16 protein-coding genes are annotated in these 18,981 nt (G+C 71.7%); 10 read left to right on the top strand and 6 right to left on the bottom strand.

The genetic code is table 11. The features are described 5' to 3' along the window. Window positions 1-9 precede the first annotated feature (9 nt). The 6 genes from ACH5AF_RS08835 (at window position 10) to mscL (ending at window position 6,390) form a co-directional block, all read left to right on the top strand. On the top strand, window positions 10-1,515 hold the full coding sequence (locus ACH5AF_RS08835; RefSeq protein ID WP_398901018.1) for a potassium/proton antiporter: 1,506 nt from the start codon (window positions 10-12) through the stop codon (window positions 1,513-1,515). A 371-nt stretch (window positions 1,516-1,886) separates the two neighbouring features. Then, window positions 1,887-3,158, top strand: coding sequence for an MFS transporter (locus tag ACH5AF_RS08830; RefSeq protein WP_398900794.1), 1,272 nt, complete (start codon window positions 1,887-1,889; stop codon window positions 3,156-3,158). A 68-nt stretch (window positions 3,159-3,226) separates the two neighbouring features. Next, window positions 3,227-3,547 carry an FmdB family zinc ribbon protein gene (locus ACH5AF_RS08825; RefSeq protein ID WP_398900793.1) on the top strand — a complete coding sequence of 107 codons (321 nt, stop codon included), beginning with the start codon at window positions 3,227-3,229 and terminating at the stop codon, window positions 3,545-3,547. An 81-nt stretch (window positions 3,548-3,628) separates the two neighbouring features. Continuing rightward, window positions 3,629-4,564 (top strand): S-methyl-5'-thioadenosine phosphorylase, encoded by a 936-nt coding sequence (locus tag ACH5AF_RS08820; protein ID WP_398900792.1) that lies wholly within the window; start codon window positions 3,629-3,631, stop codon window positions 4,562-4,564. A gap of 749 nt (window positions 4,565-5,313) precedes the next feature. Further along, window positions 5,314-5,751 carry an RcpC/CpaB family pilus assembly protein gene (locus ACH5AF_RS08815; protein ID WP_398900790.1) on the top strand — a complete coding sequence of 146 codons (438 nt, stop codon included), beginning with the start codon at window positions 5,314-5,316 and terminating at the stop codon, window positions 5,749-5,751. A 147-nt stretch (window positions 5,752-5,898) separates the two neighbouring features. Continuing rightward, the gene (gene mscL / locus ACH5AF_RS08810) at window positions 5,899-6,390 is read left to right on the top strand and encodes a large conductance mechanosensitive channel protein MscL (protein WP_398900788.1); all 492 of its coding nucleotides are present in this window, start codon (window positions 5,899-5,901) and stop codon (window positions 6,388-6,390) included. A 29-nt stretch (window positions 6,391-6,419) separates the two neighbouring features. Here mscL and ACH5AF_RS08805 read toward each other — a convergent pair whose 3' ends face one another. After that, the gene (locus ACH5AF_RS08805) at window positions 6,420-6,626 is read right to left on the bottom strand and encodes a hypothetical protein (RefSeq protein WP_398900786.1); all 207 of its coding nucleotides are present in this window, start codon (window positions 6,624-6,626) and stop codon (window positions 6,420-6,422) included. Window positions 6,627-7,307: 681 nt separating this feature from the next. Between ACH5AF_RS08805 and ACH5AF_RS08800 the strand changes: the two genes are divergently transcribed. The 3 genes from ACH5AF_RS08800 to ACH5AF_RS08790 all read left to right on the top strand — a co-directional run bounded on the left by ACH5AF_RS08800 (window position 7,308) and on the right by ACH5AF_RS08790 (window position 10,532). Further along, a complete protein-coding gene (locus tag ACH5AF_RS08800) occupies window positions 7,308-8,534 on the top strand; it encodes a low temperature requirement protein A (RefSeq protein ID WP_398901017.1) in 1,227 nt (408 codons plus the stop codon). A gap of 5 nt (window positions 8,535-8,539) precedes the next feature. Next, on the top strand, window positions 8,540-9,610 hold the full coding sequence (locus ACH5AF_RS08795; RefSeq protein ID WP_398900784.1) for a P1 family peptidase: 1,071 nt from the start codon (window positions 8,540-8,542) through the stop codon (window positions 9,608-9,610). A 154-nt stretch (window positions 9,611-9,764) separates the two neighbouring features. Next, window positions 9,765-10,532 (top strand): DUF6227 family protein, encoded by a 768-nt coding sequence (locus ACH5AF_RS08790; protein ID WP_398900782.1) that lies wholly within the window; start codon window positions 9,765-9,767, stop codon window positions 10,530-10,532. 40 nt (window positions 10,533-10,572) lie between these two features. Here the strand turns inward: ACH5AF_RS08790 and ACH5AF_RS08785 are convergent, their stop codons facing one another. The 4 genes from ACH5AF_RS08785 to ACH5AF_RS08770 form a co-directional block, all read right to left on the bottom strand. Then, on the bottom strand, window positions 10,573-12,792 hold the full coding sequence (locus ACH5AF_RS08785; RefSeq protein WP_398900781.1) for a fructose-specific PTS transporter subunit EIIC: 2,220 nt from the start codon (window positions 12,790-12,792) through the stop codon (window positions 10,573-10,575). Next, window positions 12,789-13,742 carry a 1-phosphofructokinase gene (gene pfkB, locus ACH5AF_RS08780; protein ID WP_398900780.1) on the bottom strand — a complete coding sequence of 318 codons (954 nt, stop codon included), beginning with the start codon at window positions 13,740-13,742 and terminating at the stop codon, window positions 12,789-12,791. The genes ACH5AF_RS08785 and pfkB overlap by 4 nt, the downstream gene beginning before the upstream one ends. Next, a complete protein-coding gene (locus tag ACH5AF_RS08775; RefSeq protein ID WP_398900778.1) occupies window positions 13,739-14,500 on the bottom strand; it encodes a DeoR/GlpR family DNA-binding transcription regulator in 762 nt (253 codons plus the stop codon). The genes pfkB and ACH5AF_RS08775 overlap by 4 nt, the downstream gene beginning before the upstream one ends. A 263-nt stretch (window positions 14,501-14,763) precedes the next feature. After that, complete coding sequence (locus ACH5AF_RS08770) at window positions 14,764-16,374, bottom strand: MFS transporter (protein ID WP_398900777.1); 1,611 nt, start codon at window positions 16,372-16,374, stop codon at window positions 14,764-14,766. Window positions 16,375-16,436: 62 nt separating this feature from the next. Between ACH5AF_RS08770 and ACH5AF_RS08765 the strand changes: the two genes are divergently transcribed. Then, window positions 16,437-17,396 (top strand): helix-turn-helix transcriptional regulator, encoded by a 960-nt coding sequence (locus ACH5AF_RS08765; RefSeq protein WP_398900776.1) that lies wholly within the window; start codon window positions 16,437-16,439, stop codon window positions 17,394-17,396. Window positions 17,397-17,936: 540 nt separating this feature from the next. Here the strand turns inward: ACH5AF_RS08765 and ACH5AF_RS08760 are convergent. Continuing rightward, on the bottom strand, window positions 17,937-18,965 hold the full coding sequence (locus ACH5AF_RS08760; RefSeq protein WP_398900775.1) for an RNA polymerase sigma factor RpoD/SigA: 1,029 nt from the start codon (window positions 18,963-18,965) through the stop codon (window positions 17,937-17,939). Window positions 18,966-18,981 lie beyond the last annotated feature (16 nt).

Below are 18,981 nucleotides of genomic sequence, written 5' to 3'. Positions count from 1 at the left end.
GATCGGCCACTGACTGTCCACCAGCTCAACGAACTCCTGCTCATCTGCTCGCTCGTCCTGCTCGTCGCCGTCGCGGCGGTGCGCATCTCGTCCCGCAGTGGGCTGCCCAGCCTTTTGCTGTATCTCGGTATCGGGATCGCGATGGGTCAGGACGGCCTGCTCGACGTCCAATTCGACGACGCCGAGCTGACGCAGGTGATCGGTTACGGCGCACTTGTGGTGATCCTGGCCGAAGGTGGCCTCGGCACCAAGTGGAAGGAGATCAAACCGGCGCTGCCGGCGGCCGCTGTGCTGTCGACGGTCGGCGTCGCGGTGAGCGTGGGCATCACGGCGGCGGCGGCGCACTACCTCGTCGGCCTGGAGTGGCAGCAGGCACTGATCATCGGTGCTGTGGTGTCATCCACCGACGCGGCAGCGGTCTTCTCCGTCCTGCGCAGGGTGCCGCTGCCGTCCCGGGTCACCGGCGCGCTCGAGGCCGAGTCCGGTTTCAACGACGCCCCGGTCGTCATTCTGGTCGTGGCCTTCTCCTCGGCAGGCCCGATCGACGAGTGGTACCTCCTGGTCGGAAGGATCGCGCTCGAACTCGCGATCGGCGCTCTCGTCGGACTTGCCACGGGCTGGCTCGGAGCATTCGGATTGCGGCGCGTAGCACTGCCCGCGTCCGGTCTGTACCCCATCGCCGTCATGGCCATCGCCGTGGTCGCCTACGCGGCCGGCGCCATAGCGCACGGAAGCGGCTTCCTCGCGGTCTATCTCGCCTCCATGGTCCTCGGCAACTCCAAGCTGCCGCACGCGCCCGCGAACCGCGGCTTCGCCGAGGGCCTCGGCTGGATCGCGCAGATCGGCATGTTCGTCCTGCTCGGCCTGCTGGTGACGCCGCACGAGCTGCTGAGGGACTTCTGGCCGGCGGTCGTGGTGGGCCTGATGCTCACCGTGCTGGCTCGACCGGTGGGCGTCCTCATCAGCCTCATGCCGTTCCGCATTCCGTGGCAGGAGCAGGTACTGATGTCCTGGGCCGGTCTGCGCGGCGCCGTCCCCATCATTTTCGCCACGATCCCGATGGTCTCCGGCGTCGAGGGCAACGACCGGATCTTCAACATCGTCTTTGTGCTGGTCGTCGTCTACACCCTGGTCCAAGGCCCGACGCTGCCCTGGCTCGCGCGGGCCCTCCATCTCGGCGACTCCTCAGAGGCGGCCGACCTGGGCGTCGAATCCGCTCCGCTGGAGCGGCTGCGCGGTCATCTGCTGTCGGTCGCCATCCCGGACAGCTCGAAGATGCACGGCGTGGAGGTCGCGGAGCTCCGGCTGCCCGCCGGCTCGGCGGTCACCCTCGTCGTACGCGACGGCACGAGCTTCGTGCCGCTCCCGACGACGGTGCTGCGGCACGGCGACGAGCTGCTGGTCGTGGCCACCGACCCGGTCAGGGACGCCGCCGAGCGGCGGCTCAGAGCGGTCAGCCAGGGCGGAAAGCTGGCCGACTGGCTGGGCACCGGGAGGCGGTCCGGCCGCTCGTAGCCGTCGGCCCGGGGCACCACCGCGCCGGGAACCGGGGCCATCCGCGCCGGGAGCCCGGTGCCGTGCCCGCCGGGAACGGGGTGGCATCCGCGCCGGGAGCCCGGTGCCCTCCGCGCCAGCTGACTGCCCAAACACAGGAATGGAGCGGTGATCTGCGCCATTTCCCAGGTAGACACGGCCAAAATCCCTGTACCATGAAGGCACACTGATCGACCAACTCTGCCTGACGCAGAGCTGGCGCGACCGTATGGCGGCCGCGGCGTCCCCTCGCGTGGACCCCGGTATCTACCGCAGTTCCGCGCATGAGGACAGCTCTCGGCGACTCCCGACACCCAGGGGAGCGCTACCAGGCGGCAGAAAGGCAAGGGGCCGTGGCGTCCACGGTCGCTTCTGACACGCGTCCTGGTTACGGCCGGCTGCTCCGTACCCCTGGAGCCTGGACATTCCTGCTCCCCGGATTCGCTGCCCGCCAGCCGTTCGCAATGCTCACGATCAGCATCGTCCTGCTGGTCCAGCACACCACCGGTTCCTACGGCAGCGCCGGTGCGGTCGCCGCCGTCACCGGTGTCTCCATGGCGCTGTTCGCACCGCAGAGCGGCAGGCTCGCGGACCGCTTCGGCCAGCGCGCGGTGCTGGTGCCCGGCGTCCTGGTGCACACCGTCTCGGGCGCCTCGCTCACCGCGCTGGCCCTCGCGGGCGCTCCGCTGTGGGTCCTGTTCGCCGCCGCGGTGCCGACCGGTGCGTCGGTGCCGCAGATCGGGCCGATGGTGCGGGCCCGCTGGGCCGCCAAGCTCCAGGGCTCGCCCCTGATGCAGACCGCCGCGGCCTTCGAGTCGGTGACGGACGAGTTCACGTTCGTCGTCGGCCCGGTCCTGGCCACCGCCCTGTGCACGGGCGTGCACCCCGCCGCCGGCCTGATCGCCGAGGCGGCGCTGACGCTGGCGGGCGGCCTGCTGTTCGCCGCCCAGCGCAGCACCCAGCCCGCCCTCGGCCACCAGACCGCCGAGATCCGCGCGGAGCGTACGTCCGCCCTGTCCATACCCGGTGTGCGGGTGCTGGCCGTCGCCTTCCTGGGCATCGGCGCAGTCTTCGGCGGCATGCAGGTCTCGCTGACCGCGTTCACCGAGGAGATCGGCCAGCCCGGCATGAACGGTCTGCTCTACGGACTCTTCGCCGCGGGCAACATGCTCGCCGGCGTCGCCGTCGGGGCCATCGCCTGGAAGACCGGGCCGCGCCGCCGGCTCGTCACCGGCTACACGGCGCTCACGGTCGCCGCGTCCCTGCTGTGGACAGCACACTCCGTCGCCCTGCTCGGCGCGCTCGGCCTCGTCGTCGGCCTGTTCATCGCCCCGGCCCTGATCAGCGGCTACACGCTGGTCGAGTCGCTGGTGCCCGCGGCCGCCCGCACCGAGGCCTTCACCTGGCTGACAGGCGCGGTCGCGCTCGGGCAGGCGGCGGCCGTGACGGTGGCCGGACGGCTTGCGGACGGATACGGCGCGAGCGCCGGATTCGTCGTCCCGCTCGTCGGCACGGCTCTCGCGCTGGCCACACTGCTGGCACTGCGTTCGCGCCTGACGCCGACCGCCGGCGGATGGGTGGCCGCACGTGGGATCGGTCACCGAGTGCCGGTGACGGTGGACTGATCCAGCGGAATGCGTCACTATGGATCGTCGTTAGCACTCATCGAGTGAGAGTGCCAGGAGGAAGACAAGTGCCGACCTACCAGTATCAGTGCACCGCGTGCGGCGAGGGCCTCGAGGCGGTGCAGAAGTTCACCGACGACGCCCTGACCGTGTGCCCGAGCTGCGACGGACGCCTCAAGAAGGTGTTCTCGGCTGTCGGCATCGTCTTCAAGGGCTCCGGCTTCTACCGCAACGACAGCCGCGGTGCGTCGTCGAGCAGCTCGCCCGCCTCGTCGGGTTCGAAGCCGTCCGAGTCGAAGTCGTCGTCGGCCACGACCACGTCGTCGAGCTCCGGTTCGGCCTCGCCCTCCTCGACGAGCGCGCCGAGCGCCTCCGGCTCCGCCGCCTGATCCTTACGATTCGCGGACCCCGCCGTGGCATTGGCCACGGCGGGGTTCTTGGCGTTTTCGCGTCCGGCTAGTGTGACCGTCATGGCGACCAACGCGCACCCGAACGCGGGCCCTGGCTCTGGCATCGGTTCCGGTTCCCCTGCCCGCTCCGCCGGTTCTCTGGAGGGCTCCGGCATCTCCGGCTCGGGCCTCGCCGAGATCGGTGTGATCGGCGGATCGGGCTTCTACTCCTTCCTGGACGACGTCACCGAGATCCAGGTCGACACCCCGTACGGCGCCCCCAGCGACTCGCTCTTCCTCGGCAAGATCGCCGGCCGCAAGGTGGCCTTCCTGCCCCGCCACGGCCGGGGCCATCACCTGCCGCCCCACCGCATCAACTACCGGGCCAACCTCTGGGCGCTGCGGTCGGTGGGCGTACGGCAGGTGCTCGGCCCGTGCGCCGTGGGCGGCCTGCGTCCGGAGTACGGCCCGGGCACCCTGCTGGTGCCCGACCAGTTCGTGGACCGTACGAAGGCCCGGGCCCAGACGTACTTCGACGGGCTGCCTTTGCCGTCCGGCGCCGTGCCGAACGTGGTGCACGTGTCGCCCGCCGACCCGTACTGCCCGCGGGGTCGCAAGGCGGCGCTGGAGGCGGCGCGCGGTCGCGCCTGGGAGCCGGTCGACGGCGGCACGCTGGTGGTCGTGGAGGGGCCGCGCTTCTCGACCCGGGCCGAGTCGCGCTGGCACGCCGCGATGGGCTGGTCGGTGGTCGGCATGACCGGGCACCCCGAGGCGGTGCTCGCCCGTGAACTGGAGCTCTGCTACACGACGATGACGCTGGTCACCGACCTGGACGCGGGCGCGGAGGCGGGCGAGGGCGTCTCGCACGAGGAGGTCCTGAAGGTGTTCGCGGCCAATGTGGACCGGCTGCGGACCGTGCTGTTCGACGTGGTGGCCGCGCTGCCGGCGAACGAGGACCGCGACTGCTCGTGCGGGAATGCGCTCGCCGGTGTCGATCCGGGCATCGACCTGCCGTAACCACCCTTGGGAGTGGCCAGGTTTTCCACAATGAGGGAGCTGTCCACAGGCTTCAGCGGGGGCGGACCGGACGGTGGATCGTGAGGAGCGGTCGGACACGGGCAGCAGGCCCGGTCCACGCCTCATGACAGGCGGTACTCGGCATGTCGCTGTATTCGTCCTCCGGTCCCTCGGCCACTTCGGCCGCCGCACCCGCTCCGGCTTCCTCACCTCCTTCGGCCGCCGCACCCGCTCCGGCTTCCTCACCTCCTTCGGGCCTTTCCGGTCCTTCAGATCCTGCGGCCTCCTCGCCTCCTTCGGAGCCTTCGGATTTTTCAGGCTCCTCGGCTCCACCTGGTCCTTCGGCTCCTTCCATGGCCTCGACCACTTCGAGGGCTTCAGCGCCTGCCGGTTCATCGAATCCTTCCGGCCTTGCCGGCCCCTCCGGGTCCCCGGCCTCCTCCGGGGCTTCGGGCCCCTCAGCGCCACCTTCGGGCCCTGCCGGTCTCCCCGTCCCAGCCGGCCCGGACACTCCTTGCCGGCGGACGTCGTTCACGACGCCTGCGCCGACAGCGTCACCGGACTGGCCGGCCGCCCCACCGACCGCCCCCTTCACCGCCCAGCCGACCGCGCCGTTCACCGCTCCAATGGGCGTCCCGATCGCCTCGTCACCGGCGCCCGATCCCTTGGGGGTGCCTCAGTTCCCGCCGCTGCGGGTGCGCGGAAGCAGCCGTCGGCTGCGGCGGGCGCTGCGCAGGCAGCGACGCACGATGGCGGCCGGGCTGGCCGTGACCGCCGCGGCGCTGGCCGCGTCGAGCGCGCGAGGTCCGGACGATCCGGGCGGCCGGTCCGGGCCGCATGGCGAAGGCGGGCCGGCTACGGGGGCTTTGGCCGCTGCGGCTCCTGCGCGCGAGCGGCGACCCGGTGACGTTCTGGTGTCGGCTCCCGTGCGCATCGCCGACGCGGCGACGGTTCGGCTGCTGCGGCCGGGAGACCGCGTCGATGTGATCGCCGCAGCGGATTCCCCGCCGGGCGAGGAATCGGCGGCAAAGGTCGTGGCGTCCGGCGTCAGGGTTGCCGCGGTCCCGCGACCGGACGAAAGCCCAGCGGACGGAGGAGCCTTGATCGTGCTGTCCGTTCCACGAACCACCGCGGTGGCTCTGGCCGGAGCGGGGGCCACCTCCCGACTGGCGGTGGCGGTGTGCTGACGTTCGGTACGCCACGTACGTCACCTCGCACTGACATAACGCCAGGTCGCCTGTTGGCGGGTACTGGTTGGACAGGGCGACCAGGGGCTGTCGTAGGTTGCGCAACAGTCCCCCTCCCCTACCGCACATGTGAAAAGAGGCTCATTCGTGAGCGAGAAGAAGCCGAGTCTGGTCGAGGGCTTCAAGGCCTTCCTGATGCGCGGCAATGTGATCGACCTCGCGGTCGCCGTCGTCATCGGCGCCGCCTTCACCAACATCGTCAACGCTGTGGTGAAGGGCGTCATCAACCCGCTCGTCGGTGCGTTCGGCACGAAGAACCTGGACTCCTACAGCTCCTGTCTGAAGGACCCCTGCGAGATCGTCGACGGCGAGATGCAGGGCATCCCGATCATGTGGGGTTCGGTGCTCGGCGCCACCCTGCAGTTCCTGATGACAGCGGCCGTCGTGTACTTCCTGATGGTGCTGCCCATGGCGAAGTACCTGGCACGGCGCGAGGCGCGGCGCAAGGCGAAGGAAAGCGTGCAAGAGACGCTGGAGGTGACGGAGCTGGAGGTCCTGAAGGAGATCCGCGACGCCCTGGTCGCCCAGCGCGGCACCGGGGACCAGGCCGGCCCCTCGACTTCCGCGGACCGCGGTTAGACACCGCAGGGACCGTGAGCCCTGGGGGCTCAGATGTGGTGGGGCGGCTTCTCGTCGAGGAAACGCGCCAGATCCGCGGCGCTGTCACCGCTGAGCTGAGGCCGCTCACCCCACCCGCGGTCCGTATCGTCCGAGGACTGCTGGTCCATCGGATCGTCGAAGATCAGCTCCGGCTTCGAGTGCTGCTGGCCGGGCTGCTTCGCATCTCGCGGTCCGGGGGCGGGGGCGGTGCTCATACACCCAGGGTAAGGCGGCCGGGCGCCGTGTGGTCAACGGTCGACCCCGCTCCCCGTTCCCGCATCCACGGTGCACCTGGTCGGCGTAGCCACTGGCGGCACGGATCGGCGGACAGTATCCATGGACGAGCCGTCGGATGCCGTGCCGACGATTCGCCGAGGCACACCCTCGGCAGCGGTCGGGCGGCGGCCCGGCCGTCACCCCCTCAGGTGCCTGCCATCACCCCTCCAGCCCGGCCGTCACCCCGCCGGTACCGGCCACCACCTCTCCGGTGCCGGCCATCACCCCTCCAGCCTGGCCATCACCCCTCCGGTGCTGACGTCGCAGGCATCCTCATGGCAATGGGCGGAACAGTCCGCCCTCCGGGTGACGTCGGCACGCCAGGGCGGCGCGGGGGGCGCAGGTGGCAGGGGCCGCGGCTCGGACGGGGGCACCGACGGCTTCGCCGGTACGGCCGGGGCTTCAGGTGGCTCGGTCACGGAGCCACGCTAGATCGATATGCCCAAGTGGGCCCGTTTTGATCGACATGGGGGTGAGGAGGCTTCGACTGACGAGGGACGGCGAATTCGGGCCCGCGAGAACGCTCGTCGTGGCCGATGGCCGATGGCCGGGTGACCGGGACGGCCGGCTCGCGCGTCCGACCGTCGGCAACCAGACCGTTCTGCTGTGCTTTGCGAATGATGTCCACACCTGTTCCGGACAAGGGGCACGCTGGCCACCACCACGCCACACCGCTGCGGCGGATGACGGCACGCAGCCGGGAGGAGGGCGACCGCAGAGCGACCCCGCTGGAGCTCTTCTTCGACCTGTGCTTCGTCGTCGCCGTCGCCCAGGCCGGGGCCCAACTGGTGCACGCCGTCGCCGAGGATCACGCGGGGACAGGAGTCGTCGGCTATCTGTATGTGTTCTTCGGGGTGTGGTGGGCCTGGATGAACTTCACCTGGTTCGCCTCCGCCTACGACTGCGACGACGTTCCGTACCGGATCGCCACGTTCATCCAGATCTCCGGTGTGCTCATCTACGCGGCGGGGGTGCCGCGCGCCTTCGTCGACAACGACTGGACCATCGCCGTCGTCGGCTACCTGGTGATGCGTGTGGCGCAGACCGGGCAGTGGCTGCGAGCCGCCGCTTCCGAGCCACCCGGCCCCGCGCGGCGCACCGCTGTGGTGTACGCGGTGGGCCTGGTGCTCTGCCAGGCGGCGTGGGTCGCGCTGCTGGCGGCTCCGGAAGACTCACGGCGCTGGCTGTTCCTGATCGTTGTAGTGGGCGAGCTGCTCGTCCCGGTGATCGCAGAGAGGGACCACCAGACGACCTGGCACCCGCAGCACATCGTGGAGCGCTACGGGCTGTTCACGCTCATCGTGCTCGGCGAGACCATGCACGCGGCCACCACGGCGGTCCAGTCCGCGCTGGACGAGAACGACGCCCTGGGGGAACTGCTGCCCATCGCCGCGGGCGGACTGCTGATCGTCTTCGCCGCCTGGTGGATCTATTTCGCCGTCCCTGCGCACGAGCGGCTGGTGTCCAATCGCCAGGCATTCCCCTGGGGTTACGGGCACCTGTTGATCTTCGCTTCGGCGGCGGCGGTCGGGGCGGGGCTGGAGGTGGCGGTGGAGCAGGCGGTCGGCAAGGCGCATCTGCCGGCCACCGCCGCGGCCGCGGCGGTGACGATCCCGGCAGCGGCGTTCTTCCTGACCGTGTGGCTGCTGCACGCCCGCCACTTCAAGCGTGGCACGGCGCAGCAGCTGACGCTGCCCGCCGGTGCGCTGGCCGTGCTGTTGTGCACGTTTGCGGGTCACTGGGCCGTGTTCACCGCCGGGCTGGCCGCGGCCGCGACGGTGGCCGTCGGCGTGACCCTGGCCGCCCGGCCGCCGCGCCCCGCGATCGCCGGTGAGCAACTACGGTAGGGGTCATGGGTGTCGACGACTCGTCCGGGCCGGGATCCGCTCCCGGCACCTCCTCCGGCGGGCTGACGGATGTGGCCGGTCTGCGCGTGGGGCATGCGCAGGTTCCGGGGGAGCGCGCGCTCAGCGGCACGACCGTCGTGCTCGCCCCGGCCGGCGGAGTGGTCGCGGCCGTCGACGTACGGGGCGGCGGTCCCGGCACCCGCGAGACGGACGCTCTCGATCCGCGCAATCTCGTCCAGCGCATCGAGGCGGTCGTGCTGACAGGCGGCAGCGCGTTCGGGCTGGAGTCGGCGGCCGGGGTGATGGCGTGGCTGGAGGAGCAGGGCCGGGGCGTACGGGTGGGCCCCGACCCCTCGCAGGTCGTTCCCGTCGTGCCGGCCGCCTGCGTCTTCGATCTTGGCCGCGGTGGTGACTGGCGAGCCCGGCCGGATGCCGCGACCGGGCGGGCAGCCGTGGAGGCCGCCGCGGCGAGCGCGGAAGGCGCGCCGGTGACGGAAGGAACGGTGGGCGCGGGAACGGGTGCTGTGATCGGCCAGTTCAAGGGTGGTGTCGGTACGGCGAGCTGCGTCCTGGAGTCGGGGATCACCGTCGCGGCTCTCGTGGTCGCGAACGCGGTCGGCTCGGCGGTCGACCCGCGCACGGGCGCGCTCTACGGCGCGTACGGCACCGAACACTCCGTCAATCCGGCGACCGCCGTGCACGCGGCGGCGCAGCTGCGGCTGGCCGAACTGCGCGACAAGAACGGCCCGGCACCGCTGAACACGACGCTCGCCGTCGTCGCCACCGACGCCGACTTGAGCCGCGCCCAGGCCCACAAACTCGCCGGCACCTCGCACGACGGCATCGCGCGCGCCGTACGGCCGGTGCATCTGCTCAACGACGGCGACACGGTGTTCGCCCTGGCCACGGGCGCGAAGGCGTTGGACAAGGACGATCCGCTCGCCCTCAACGATGTGCTCGTTGCGGGCGCGGACACGGTGACCCGGGCGATCGTGAAGGCCGTGCGGGCGGCCGAAGGGGTCGACGGACCGGGCGGCTGCTTCCCGTCGTACCGGGAGCTGTACGGCGCCGACTGACGGGGCCGGTACCGGAGTTGAGAACATCGCCGAGGAACGGGGAACTTCGGCCGGCCCGCCCTTCGTTTTACCCGAACCCCGAACGCGTTGTCAGACCCAAGCGCTACGTTTAGCAACCGGCAAGTGACGTGTGGCGACGGCCTGGAGACCCCTCTTGAACGATCCGATCGATCCGTACGAGACATCCGAGACACACCTCGAGCGACTCCTGGGTCGGGCGCTCAACTCCTTCGAGCTGCCCGATGCGACCGTCGAGCGGCTCGGATCGGCGCTGGCCCACGCCAGTTCGCTGCACTCCTCGCACCACGAGGCAGGGCTGCACCGGGCGACGTACCGCCATACGTACCTGCTGAGCGACGGCAGTTCGCTCACCCTGTGGGAGCTTGTGCACGGCACCGGACGCCACGGCGCCCGCGGTGCCGAGCAGCACGAGCTCTATGCGGACGAGGCCGAGGCCCGGCTCGCCGCGTCCCGCCTGCCGGCCGGCTTCCCCGGGTTCGCCGAGGACATCTCCGGTCCGGTCTTCGACCTGGACACCGCCCTGGAGCTCCTCACCTCGCTGATGACGCCGCCCCCGGCACCGCTCCCACCGATGTACGTCCCGGACGACTCGGCCGACCACGCACGCCGGGTGCTGCGCCGCGCGGAGAACGGCGACCGTCCGGGCGAGCAGACCGCGCGCCGGCTGCGGGCGGCGTTCGCGCACCACATCACGCAGATCTTCGGGCGCCAGTACCGGGTGGCGGGCAAGGACGCCGGCTTCACGCTCTACGAGCACGCGTTCCTGCTGCTGGACGGCACGGAGACCAGCCTGTGGGAGGTGGAGCACACGGCGACGCCCGACGGCCGTCACATGTGCGAGGTCTACGAGGCGGAACGCGCCGCGCGCGAAGCCATGGAGCTTCGCGCGCGGGTGCGGTAACGACAGCGCCGGTGCCGGCGGATGCCGTAGTGGTACGGGTTCAGGCGGCGACGGTCACCTTCTCCTCCCGGCCCGCCGCTACGGGGACGGCGGCCGGTTCCGGCTTGCGGGCACCCTTGAGCAGGAGCACCAGGGCGGTGCTGACGAGCGTGCCCGCGACGATGGCGAGCAGGTAGAGGAACGGATTGCCGATCAGCGGCACGACGAAGATGCCGCCGTGCGGGGCGCGCAGCGTGCACTCAAAAAGCATCGACAGCGCGCCGGTGACCGCGCCGCCCGCCATCGCGGAGGGGATGACCCGCAGCGGGTCCGCCGCGGCGAACGGGATGGCGCCCTCGGTGATGAACGAACCGCCCAGCACCCAGGCGGCCTTGCCGTTCTCCCGCTCGGCCTTGGTGAACAGCCTGCCGCGCACGACCGTCGCCAGCGCCATGGCGAGCGGCGGGACCATACCGGCGGCCATCACGGCGGCCATGACCTTGAGCGAGCCCTCGGTGGGGTTGGCGAGGCCGCCGACCGCGAAGGCGTAGGCGACCTTGTTGAGCGGGCCGCCGAGGTCGAAGCACATCATCAGGCCGAGGATGACGCCGAGGATGGCGGCGTTGGCACCGGAGAGTCCGGACAGCCAGTCCGTCAGCGCCTTCTGCAGCCCGGCGATGGGCTTGCCGACGACAAGGAACATCAGGAACCCGACCACCGCCGAGGAGATCAGCGGGATCACCACCACGGGCATGATGCCCCGCAGCGGCTTCGGCACCTGGATGCGCTGGATGGCCATGACCGTGAAGCCCGCGAGCAGTCCGGCGATCAGGCCACCGAGGAAGCCGGCGTTGATGGTGAGTGCGATGGCGCCGCCGACGAAGCCGGGTACGAGACCGGGGCGATCGGCCATGCCGTACGCGATGTATCCGGCGAGCACGGGCACGAGGAAGCTGAACGCGAGCCCGCCGACCTGGGAGAGCAGGGCGGCCCAGCTGGTGTGGTCGCCCCAGGCGAAGTGCTCGGCGACCGACTTGGCGTCGGCGATCTCGTACCCGCCGATCGCCAAGCCGAGGGCGATGAGGAGACCGCCGGCCGCGACGAACGGGACCATGTAACTGACGCCGGACATGAGCCACTTGCGGAGCTTCGTGCCGTAGCCCTCCCCCGGTTCGCCCGCCCTGTCCACGGGGGCGGCCGCCCGCGCCGCCGCGGTGACCTCACCGCGCTCGGCCTTGCCGCGGACCTCGGCGATCAGCTCGGCGGACCGGCTGATCGCGGCCTTGACGCCCACGTCGACGGTGGGCTTGCCGGCGAAGCGCTCCTTCTCCCGGACGGGCACGTCGTGCGCGAAGATCACGCCGTCGGCGGCGGCGATGACGGCGGGATCGAGCCGGGTGAACCCGGCGGAGCCCTGCGTCTCGACGACGACCTCGACGTCCGCGGCGCCGCCGGCCTGCTCCAGGGCCTCGGCCGCCATGTAGGTGTGGGCGATGCCCGTCGGGCAGGAGGTGACGGCGACGACACGGAACGGTCGCCGCGGCCCGGAGCCGGCTCCGGCCGTGTCGCCCGTCGTTGCCGCGCCGCGGCTGGTGCTGCCGGCCTCGCCGGGTCCACCGGCAGCGCGCTCATCGCCAGGCCCGGACGCCTCAGAGGCCGCCGACGCGTTCCCCTGCGCAGGCACGGATACCGCCGCCCCGCCGGACGAACCCGCGGACACCGCCTTCGCCTCCGCAGGAGGACCCGCCGCAGCACCCGCCTCCGCAGGCGCACCGGCCGCAGCACCCGCCTCCGCAGGAGCACCGGCCACAGCACCCGCCTCCGCAGGCGCCTTCGGCGGCTCGTCGCCGCGGATCAGGGACGCCGCCGGCACCGGGTCCGTCAGCGAGCGGAGCGCGCCCGTGAAGGACTCGTCCATCAGGCGGCGGGCCAGCGCCGACAGGATCGTCAGGTGGGCGTCGTCCGCACCCGACGGCGCCGCTATCAGGAAGATCAGGTCCGCCGGGCCGTCCGGCGCGCCGAAGTCGATGCCCGGCGCGCTGCGGCCGAAGGCCAGCGTCGGTTCCGTGACATGCGCACTGCGGCAGTGCGGGATGCCGATGCCGCCCTCCAGGCCGGTCGGCATCTGCGCTTCGCGTGCCGCCACATCGGCGAGGAAGCCGTCCAGGTCGGTGATCCGGCCCAGCGTCCTCATGCGTTCGGCCAGCGAACGGGCCGCGGCCTCCTTCGTCGTCGCGGCCAGGTCGAGGTCGACCAGGTCCGCGGTGATCATGTCGCTCATCGCGGGCTCCCTTGTTCGGTGAGGACTCGGTCCAGGGGGATGTCCGCGGTCACGGTGACCGCGGAGGGGTCGAGGTCGGCGGGGGCGGGCATCACGCTGCCCGGCAGCTGGACCGCCGCCGCGCCGTGGGCGACCGCCGACGCCAGCGCGGCGGGGCCCTGCCCGCCCGCGGCGAGGAAGCCGGCGAGGGACGCGTCGCCCGCGCCGACGTTGCTGCGCACGGCACTCACGGCCGCCGAGCCGAAGTACGTGCCCTCCTCCGAGACGAGCAACTGACCGTCCGCGCCCAGGCTGGCGAGCACCGAGCGCGCGCCCAGGCCGAGCAGTTCCTCGGCCGCCTTGACCGCTTCACCGACGGTGACCAGCGGGCGGCCAACGGCCGCCGCGAGTTCGTCGGCGTTCGGCTTGACGACGTCGGGCCGCGAGGACAGGGATGCCAGAAGGGACGGCCCGGACGTGTCCAGGGCGACGCGCACCCCCCCGGCGTGGGCGCGGGCGACCAGTTCGGCGTACCACTCCGGCCCGAGGCCGCGCGGCAGGCTGCCGCAGCAGGCGATCCAGTGGGCGAACACCGACCGTTCCCGGATTGCGGCGAGCAGGAGGGCCGTCTCGTAAGGGCTCAGTTCAGGGCCGGGCGCGTTGATCTTGGTGAGCGTGCCGTCCGGCTCGGCGACGGCGATGTTCGACCGGGTGGGCCCGGCGACCGGCACGGGCACGACCTCGATGCCCTGGCCCGCGAGCAGGGTGGCGACGAGTGCGCCGGGCGCGCCGCCGAGCGGCATGACCGCGATCGTTTGGTGCCCGGCGGCCGCGACGGCCCGGGACACGTTGACCCCCTTGCCGCCGGGGTCCATCCGTTCGCCGGTGGCGCGCAGCACCTCGCCTCGGTCCAGTGACGGGACCTCGTAGGTGCGGTCCAGCGACGGGTTGGGGGTGACGGTGAGAATCATGCGCGTACGACCTCCGTGCCCGCCGCCTCGATGGCCGCGGCGTCCGCTTGGGCGAGCCCGCTGTCGGTGATGAGCAGGTCGACGTCGGTGAGGTCGCCGAACCGTGCGAAGTGCTCCTGGCCGTGCTTGGCGGAGTCGGCGAGCAGGACGACGCGCCGCGCCGCCGCGATCTCAGCGCGCTTGACGGCGGCCTCGGCGAGGTCAGGGGTGGTCAGACCGCCGACGGGCGAATACCCGTTCGCGCCGAGGAAGACGACGTCGGCGTGGATCTCGCCGTACGCGCGCAGCGCCCAGGCGTCGACGGCCGCGCGCGTACGGTGCCGTACGCGGCCGCCCACCAGGTGGAGGTCGATGCCGGGGTGGTCGGCGAGCCGGGCGGCGACGGGCAGGGCGTGGGTCACGACGGTGAGCGAGCGGTCCAGCGGGAGCGCTGCGGCGAGGCGGCCGACGGTGGATCCGGCGTCGAGGATCACGCTGCCCTCATCGGGCAGTTCGGCGAGGGCGGCCTGTGCGATGCGGTCCTTCTCGCCGGCGGCGGTGGACTCGCGCTCGGCGAGGTCGGGCTCGAAGTCGAGCCGCCCGGCAGGGATGGCCCCTCCGTGCACACGGCGTACGAGCCCGGCACGGTCCAGGGCCTTGAGGTCGCGCCGGACGGTCTCGGCCGTGACTTGGAACTCCTCGGCGAGAGACAGCACGTCGACGCGGCCGCCGTCACGGGCGAGCCGCAGGATCTCCTGTTGGCGCTCCGCTGCGTACATGTGGTTCTACTTCCGTTCGATGCCCGAACCTGTGGTTTCTCTCTCGCAGAGTACGCCCCGGCATCGACAAAGTAAACAGAATCGGGCACAAGGCAGACACCACCGGGCATCCGCCGTCGCCCCGCAGCCGTATGGGAGCAGCTCCGGAGCATGGCGATGCCCGCGTCACCGGCAAGGTGGCGCGGGCATCGGGGCACTGCGGCCGGGGGGCACTGTGGACGAGCGGGCAGAAGGTCAGTGCTGTCGCGGTCCGGGCAGACGGGTCAGCCTGCGAGCGCCGGCTCCACCTCCGGTTCGCCTTCGGGCTTCTCCGCCCCCGTCTTCACGGCCGACTCGTGCGCGTCGACCGGCTCGTGTGCGTCGTCCGCAGCCCCCGTCTTCGCGACCGGCTCCTGCACGTCGTCCACCCCGCCTGCCTCCAGGTGCTGCTTCGGCCGCGCCGGGAGCGCGAACATCACCAGGAAGATCACGCCGAGCACCGCCGCCACCCACCACAGTGAGTCCTGGAACGCCTCCACGAACGCCCGGCCCATCGCGCCCGGCGCGAGCCGCTCCTCGTCGATCGTGCCGAAGAAGACCACGGACACCAGCCCGAGCCCGAGGGCGTTGCCCATCTGGACGGTGGTGTTGATCAGGCCGGATGCCGAGCCCGCGTGCTCGCGCGGCACCTCCGAGAGCACCGCGTCGGTCAGCGGCGCGACGATCAGCCCCATCCCGACGCCCATGACCAGGAGCGGCAGGATCATCTGCCAGGAGTGGATCGCGGTGCCGTACCGGTCGGCCTCCCAGATGTAGATCAGCAGACCGGCGGCCATCGTCGCCGCGCCCGCCTGCAGCACCTTCCGTCCGAAACGCGGCACGAGCAGCTGCACCGACATCCCGGCCGCCGCCGAGACGGCGATCGAGAACGGCACCCCGGTCAGTCCGGCCTTCAGGGGGCTCCAGCCCAGCCCGATCTGCATGTACAGCGTCCAGACGAGGAAGAAGATGCCCATCACGATGCCGAACGTCAGCTGTACGGCGATACCGGCGGCGAAACTCTTCACCCTGAACAGCGACAGCTCGACCAGCGGGGAGCCGTCCTTGCGGGTCTTGTACTTCTCGTACGCCACGAACACGGCGAACACCAGCGGGCTGCCCGCCATGCACAGATGGCCCCACAGCGGCCAGTCCAGCTCGCGGCCGCGCGTCAGCGGGTAGATCAGCATCAGCAGACCGAGGGTCGCGAGGGCGACGCCCACGAGGTCGAGGCGGAGGGCCTTCGGGGCGCGGGACTCGGTGATGAACTTCCGTCCCAGGATCAGACCGGCGATGCCGACCGGAAGGTTGATCAGGAAGATCGGGCGCCATTCGAGGCCGAAGAGGTTCCACTGGGTCAGCAGGGCGCCGAGCAGCGGCCCGGAGACGGCCCCGAGGCCGACGATCGCGCCGAACAGGCCGAACACCTTGCCGCGTTCGTGCGCCGGGAAGGTGACGTGGACGATCGCGAGGACCTGCGGCACCATCATGGCCGCCGCCGAGCCCTGGAGCAGGCGGGAGGCGACCAGCATCTCCTCGTTCGGCGCGAAGCCGCAGAGCGCGGAGGCGATCGTGAATCCGGTGATGCCGATCAGGAACAGCCGCCTGCGGCCATGGATGTCACCGAGTCGGCCACCCGTGATCAGGCCGGCGGCAAAGGCGAGCGCGTATCCCGCGGTGATCCACTGAATGGCGCCGAACGAGGCGCCGAGATCCCGCTCGATGCTGGGGATCGCGATGTTGACGATGGTGACGTCGACCAGATCCATGAAGGCCGCGGTCATGACGATGGCGAGGGCTATCCATCGCCGGCGGTCCGATGCCGTACCCGCTACGGCGGGCTGCTGTGAACTCATACGAGGATTCTGGAGGGGATATAGGTCAGGTCATGTCCTAGATGAGGAGCATCCTGAAGAACATGACGGACACTCCGGCACGACTGCTGAATCTGCTCTCGCTCCTCCAGACACCGCGCGAATGGCCGGGCAGCGAGCTCGCCGAGCGCCTCGACGTCAGCCCGCGCACGATCCGCCGCGACATCGACCGCCTGCGCGACCTCGGCTACCCGGTGGAGGCGACCAAGGGCGCCGACGGCGGATACCGCCTGGTCGCGGGAGCCGCGATGCCGCCCCTGCTGCTGGACGACGAGGAGGCGGTGGCCATCGCGGTCGGCCTGCGCGCGGGGGCTGGCCATGCCATCGAAGGCATCGAGGAGGCATCGGTGCGGGCGCTGGCCAAACTGGAACAGGTGCTCCCGTCCCGACTGCGGCACCGCGTGGCCACGCTTCAGGCAGCGACGCTCCCGCTGACCAGGGGCGACGGCGCGACGATCGACCCCCAGACGCTGACGGTCATCGCGGGCGCGGTCACCGCGCGCGAACGGCTGCGGTTCGCCTACCGCGCGGGGGACGGCGCCGAGACGCGACGGCAGGTCGAGCCGTACCGCCTCGTCTCGACGGGGCGGCGGTGGTACCTCGTCGCGTACGACCTCCAGCGCGAGGACTGGCGCACCTTCCGGGTGGACCGGATGACGGAGCCGTTCGCCACGGGGGCGCGGTTCACGCCGCGGGAGGCTCCCGTGGGCGACGCGGCCGAGCTGCTGAGCCACACGATGTCGCGGCAGCAGCAGGAGCACGACGTCGATGTGAGCTTCCGGGCCCCGGCGTCGTTCGTCGCGTCCCGGCTGCCCGAGCATCTGGGCGCGCCCGTGCCGACGGACGAGGACAGCTGCCGGCTGCGGACGCGTTCGGTCGACTCGGTGGAGTGGCTGGCGCTGCGACTGGCGCTGGTGGACTGCGAGTTCACGGTGCACGGGCCGCAGCCGCTACGGGAGTACGTGACGGACCTGGCGACACGCCTGACCAGGTCCACGGCCTGACGACCCGACGGTCCTGACGACCCGACGGTCCGGTACCGCACGGGCGGTGGGCTCCACGCGGGACCGTGGGCGCACGCAGGCGCACGTGAGCCGTGGCGAGCGTGGCCGTGGGGCCGACGCCGGGCTCGGGGCGCGGGGGCTCGGAGGGAGCCGCGGCGCACCGGCTCCCGTGGCACACATGCGCACGTGCCGTACCGAGCCCCTGGCGTCGACACGTGCCCCTGGGACCGACGCGCGCCCGCCGGCGCACCGGACGCGCTCGGCCCGCACCGAGGGGCCCAAGCCCGCACCCAACCCGTGGGGCGACGCGCACCCGTGGGCCCCCTTCCGCACGGGGCCGTGGGGCCGACGCGGGGTGCGTCGCCGACGCGCGGCCGTGGGACCCATGCGTCGCGGGGCCGCGGGGCCGACGCGGGGCTCGGGGCGCCGACGCGGGGCCGTTGGACTCATGCGGCCGCCGGAACGACAGCATCGAGCTGGACGGCCCGCATGTCGACCGGCCGCCCGGCCCGATGCGCGCCCGCGCCCGCCCCCGGCGGGCTACGCCGCCGCGTCGAAGCCCGTGTCGCGGGCCATCCGCTTCAGCTCGAGCAGCGCGTGCTTCTCGATCTGGCGGATGCGCTCACGGGTCAGACCGTGCTCCTTGCCGACCTCCGTCAGCGTGCGCTCCCGGCCGTCCTCGATGCCGTAGCGCATACGGATGATCGAGGCGGTGCGGTGGTCGAGCTTGCCGATGAGGTCGTCGAGCTCCTCGCTGCGCAGCAGCGTGAGCACCGACTGCTCCGGCGACACCGCCGACGTGTCCTCCAGCAGATCGCCGAACTGGGTCTCCCCGGCGTCGTCCACGGACATGTTGAGGCTGACCGGGTCGCGGGCCCAGTCCAGGACGTCGATGATGCGCTCGGCCGTCGAGCCCAGCTCCTCCGCGATCTCGGCGGCCTCGGGGTCCCTGCCGTTCTCCCTGTTGAACTCGCGCTGGACGCGGCGAATGCGGCCGAGCTCCTCCACCAGGTGGACGGGGAGCCGGATGGTGCGGGACTGATCGGCTATGGAACGGGTGATCGCCTGACGGATCCACCACGTCGCATAGGTGGAGAACTTGAAGCCCTTCGCGTAGTCGAACTTCTCGACCGCGCGGACCAGGCCCGCGTTCCCCTCCTGGATCAGGTCGAGCAGGGGCAGTCCGCTGCGCGGGTAACGCCGGGCGACGGCCACCACGAGGCGCAGGTTGGAGCGGATGAAGACGTCCTTGGCGCGCTCGCCTACTGCGGCCAGCGCCTCCAGCTCCTCGCGCGTGGCCCCGCCTGCCTCGCTCTCCACCTCTCCGTCGAGGATCTGGCGGGCGTAGACACCCGCCTCGATGGTCTGGGACAGCTCGACCTCCTTGGCGGCGTCGAGCAGTGGCGTGCGCGCGATCTCGTCGAGGTACATGCCGACCAGGTCGCGGTCGGCGATCTCCCCGCCCACGGCGCGAACGCTGCTCGCCCTGTCGGTCCCACCCCCGGAGCTGGAGACCTGAGAGGTACCCCCAGCCTCGGACTGGCGACGGGCGACGGCACGGGTTGCCATGCGAGCTCCCTTGCTG

The sequence above is a fragment of the Streptomyces sp. NPDC018833 genome (genome assembly GCF_044390825.1).
In the GTDB taxonomy this organism is placed as follows: domain Bacteria; phylum Actinomycetota; class Actinomycetes; order Streptomycetales; family Streptomycetaceae; genus Streptomyces.
The sequence above is the reverse complement of the archived record's forward strand: the minus strand, read 5'-3'. Positions and strand labels throughout refer to the sequence as shown.

What these genes read in the sequence shown, in the direction of transcription:
- ACH5AF_RS08815 (WP_398900790.1), top strand. Translation starts at nt 5,314, where the DNA reads ATGGCGGCCGGGCTGGCCGTGACCGCCGCGGCGCTGGCCGCGTCGAGC.
- ACH5AF_RS08800 (WP_398901017.1), top strand. Translation starts at nt 7,308, where the DNA reads ATGTCCACACCTGTTCCGGACAAGGGGCACGCTGGCCACCACCACGCC.
- ACH5AF_RS08820 (WP_398900792.1), top strand. Translation starts at nt 3,629, where the DNA reads ATGGCGACCAACGCGCACCCGAACGCGGGCCCTGGCTCTGGCATCGGT.
- ACH5AF_RS08795 (WP_398900784.1), top strand. Translation starts at nt 8,540, where the DNA reads ATGGGTGTCGACGACTCGTCCGGGCCGGGATCCGCTCCCGGCACCTCC.
- ACH5AF_RS08805 (WP_398900786.1), bottom strand. Translation starts at nt 6,626, where the DNA reads ATGAGCACCGCCCCCGCCCCCGGACCGCGAGATGCGAAGCAGCCCGGC.
- ACH5AF_RS08770 (WP_398900777.1), bottom strand. Translation starts at nt 16,374, where the DNA reads ATGAGTTCACAGCAGCCCGCCGTAGCGGGTACGGCATCGGACCGCCGG.
- pfkB (WP_398900780.1), bottom strand. Translation starts at nt 13,742, where the DNA reads ATGATTCTCACCGTCACCCCCAACCCGTCGCTGGACCGCACCTACGAG.
- ACH5AF_RS08785 (WP_398900781.1), bottom strand. Translation starts at nt 12,792, where the DNA reads ATGAGCGACATGATCACCGCGGACCTGGTCGACCTCGACCTGGCCGCG.
- ACH5AF_RS08775 (WP_398900778.1), bottom strand. Translation starts at nt 14,500, where the DNA reads ATGTACGCAGCGGAGCGCCAACAGGAGATCCTGCGGCTCGCCCGTGAC.
- ACH5AF_RS08765 (WP_398900776.1), top strand. Translation starts at nt 16,437, where the DNA reads ATGACGGACACTCCGGCACGACTGCTGAATCTGCTCTCGCTCCTCCAG.
- ACH5AF_RS08760 (WP_398900775.1), bottom strand. Translation starts at nt 18,965, where the DNA reads ATGGCAACCCGTGCCGTCGCCCGTCGCCAGTCCGAGGCTGGGGGTACC.